This window comes from Methylobacterium sp. A52T, from assembly GCF_053346095.1.
On sequence record NZ_JBKFBI010000264.1, the window covers coordinates 1 to 2,997 of the forward strand.

At 75.9% G+C, this 2,997-nt stretch carries 2 protein-coding genes and 1 pseudogene; all 3 read left to right on the top strand.

The window, feature by feature from the left end; genetic code table 11:
- Positions 1-516, top strand: a pseudogene (locus ACLBYE_RS30095) (septal ring lytic transglycosylase RlpA family protein); the annotation flags it as partial.
- Between the two features lie 183 nt (positions 517-699).
- Complete coding sequence (locus tag ACLBYE_RS30100) at positions 700-1,944, top strand: D-alanyl-D-alanine carboxypeptidase family protein (protein ID WP_447696968.1); 1,245 nt, start codon at positions 700-702, stop codon at positions 1,942-1,944.
- A gap of 10 nt (positions 1,945-1,954) precedes the next feature.
- Positions 1,955-2,677 carry a dTMP kinase gene (gene tmk, locus ACLBYE_RS30105; protein WP_447696969.1) on the top strand — a complete coding sequence of 241 codons (723 nt, stop codon included), beginning with the start codon at positions 1,955-1,957 and terminating at the stop codon, positions 2,675-2,677.
- Positions 2,678-2,997 lie beyond the last annotated feature (320 nt).

The window sequence follows — 2,997 nt, forward strand, 5'->3', positions numbered from 1 at the left end:
GCCGTGCAGCCCACCGCCCCGCGGGTGCGCGAGTTCCGGCCCGCCCCCGTGCCGGCCGTCGCCGCCAGGGGCGGCCTCGGGGCCGGGACCCTGAAGGTCGCGGGTCTCAACCCGGCCCACACCCCCGGCCTCGCCCCGGCCGCGCCGCCGGCGCACGGTCATGCCGCCGGGAAGCCCGGCCCGAAGGCCGGCCCGGCCCTCGCCGAGGCCCATGGCCGGGCGGCCCCGGCGCCCGGGACCGTGAAGCTCGCCAAGGCGTCGTCGGGCCCGTCCTCCGCGCCGCACGGCGCGTCCCCGGCCGCGATACCGACCGCGATGCCGGCCTCGGCCAAGCTCGCCATGGCGCGCCTCGCCGCGGTGCCGGCCAGGGCGTCGGCCACGAAGGCCGGTGCGCCGGCCGCGCCCGGCTCCGCGACCACCTCTGCCAAGACCGCCCCCAAGGCCCCCGCCGCCAAGGGTCCGGCCACCAAGACCGCCGGCAAGGCGGGACACGCCCGCCTCGCCGGGATCTACTGACGGCGGCGCCCGGGCCGACCCGCGGCCGCCCGACGGGTCCGGCGGCCCATGTGGCAGCCCATGTGGCGGCCGATGCGGCATTTCGCATTCGATCCGGCGCCGAAACCGTAATATGGTCACGCTTGTTATTGGGATACGGGCGGGACGCTTCCGGCCCGACGGCAGGCGCGGGACGGAACGGTGATGCGCAGACCCCTTCTCACCCTTCTCGCGGCCGCCTGCGCGCTGGGCGCCGGCCTCGCCGCCGCCGCCGCGCAGACTTTCCAGACCGCGGCCCCGCACGCGATCCTGATCGACGCCGATTCCGGCTCGGTCCTGTTCGAGAAGGCCGCCGACGAGCGGTTCTCGCCGGCCAGCATGGCCAAGCTGATGACCACCGACATCGTGTTCGAGGCGCTGAAATCCGGCCGCCTGTCGATGGACACGGAGTTCACCGTCACCGAGGACGCGTGGAAGCGCGGCGGGGCCGGGGGCGGCGGCTCGTCGATGTTCGCGCAGGTCAACAGCCGCATCAAGATGTCGGACCTGCTGCGCGGCCTGATCGTGCAGTCGGGCAACGACGCGGCCATCACCATCGCGGAGAACATGGCCGGCTCCGAGGAGGCCTTCGCCGGGCTGATGAACCAGCGCGCCAAGGAGATCGGGCTGACCAACTCGACCTTCCGCAACGCCACCGGCTACTCGGCGCCCGACCAGAAGGTCACGGCCCGGGACATGGCGAAGCTCGCGCTGCACATCATCGAGACCTACCCGGACTACTACAAGATCTTCGCCGAGAAGGAGTTCACCTGGAACAAGATCCGCCAGCAGAACCGCAACCCGCTGCTCGCCCTCGACATCGGCGCGGACGGGCTCAAGACCGGCTACCTGGAGGAGTCCGGCTACGCGCTCACAGGCTCGGCGGTGCAGAACGGCCAGCGGCTCGTGCTGGTGGTCTCGGGGCTCAAGACCGCCCGGGACCGCGCCTCCGAGTCGCGCAAGCTGATGGAGTGGGGCTTCCGCGCCTTCGAGCCCCGGCAGGTCTTCGCGCCGGGCGAGACCGTGGCCGAGGCCTCGGTGTTCGGCGGCCAGTCGGGCTCGGTGCCGCTGGTGGCGAAGAAGCCCGTGCGGGTGCTGCTGCCGCGGGGCTCCAGCGACCGGGTCAGCGCCCGGGCGATCTATACCGGGCCGCTCATCGCCCCGGTGGAGGAGGGCCAGCGGGTCGGGATCCTGCGCGTCCAGCGCGGCGACACCGTCGCCCTCGACCAGCCGCTCTTCGCCGGCGCCGCGGTGGAGCCCGGCACCCTGTCGCAGCGGGCGATGGACGCGGCGCTGGAATTCGGCACCGGGCTCGTCCGCAAGGCCTTCGACCGGGCCGGCAAGGGCGGGGACAAGAGCGGCGACAAGGGAGCCGACAAGGGTGCTGCCGGGGCGGCCAACCCGTCGTGACGGCGCGCGCGTGACCGGGCCGCTGTCCGGGGATCCCGCCGGGGCGGGCGGCACCTTCATCACCGTCGAGGGCGGGGAGGGGGCCGGCAAGTCGACCCAGATCGCCCGCCTCGCCGCGACCCTGCGCGCGCGCTCGGGGCGGCCCGTCTGCGTGACGCGCGAGCCCGGCGGCTCGCCGCGGGCGGAGGAGATCCGCACGGCGCTGCTCGACGGCGTCGCCAAGCCCTACGGCCCCTTCGCGGAGGCCCTGCTGTTCAGCGCCGCCCGGATCGACCACCTCGACCGGCTGATCCGCCCGGCGCTCCGCCGGGGCGAGACCGTGCTGTGCGACCGGTTCATCGACTCGACCCGGGCCTACCAGGGCGCCGCCGGGGGCCTCGATCCCGGGCTCGTGGACGCCCTGGAGCGGGTCGTCGTCGGCCCGACCCGGCCCGATCTCACCCTGATCCTCGACCTCGCCCCCGAGTCCGGCCTCGCCCGCGCGGCCGGGCGCGGCGCCCGGACGGGGCAGGGGGCCGACCGGTTCGAGGCCGAGGCCCTCGACTTCCACGTCCGGCTGCGGGAGGCGTTCCTGGCGATCGCCCGGGCGGAGCCGGGCCGCTGCGCGGTGATCGACGCGTCCCGCGACCCCGACGCGGTCGAGGCGGCGATCCGCGCCGCCGTCGCGTCCCGGCTGCCGGCGCTCCTGCCCGACCGGCCGGCGGGAGCGGACCGGAGCGGCGACGCCGCGTGATCGGCCGCGGGAACGGCCGCGGGAACGGGGCGATTCCCGGCCCGACGGGTCCCATCCCCGTCGGCGGCCGTGTAAGCAGCCGCGGGGGCGGAGCCGGCGGGCGCGCCGACCGGACCCTGCCGGCCCGCGCCGCGAGACCCACGCCGTGAAGCGCAATCCATGAAGCCGACACCATGAAGCGCACCCCATGAAGCCCGCCGACCGCGCCGCCGACGACGTCGAGCCCGGGGACCTCGCCGGGATCCCGCGCCCGCGCGAGACCCTCGGGCTCGTCGGCCACGCGGCCGCGGCCGACGCCTTCGCGGGCCCCCTCCCGCCGC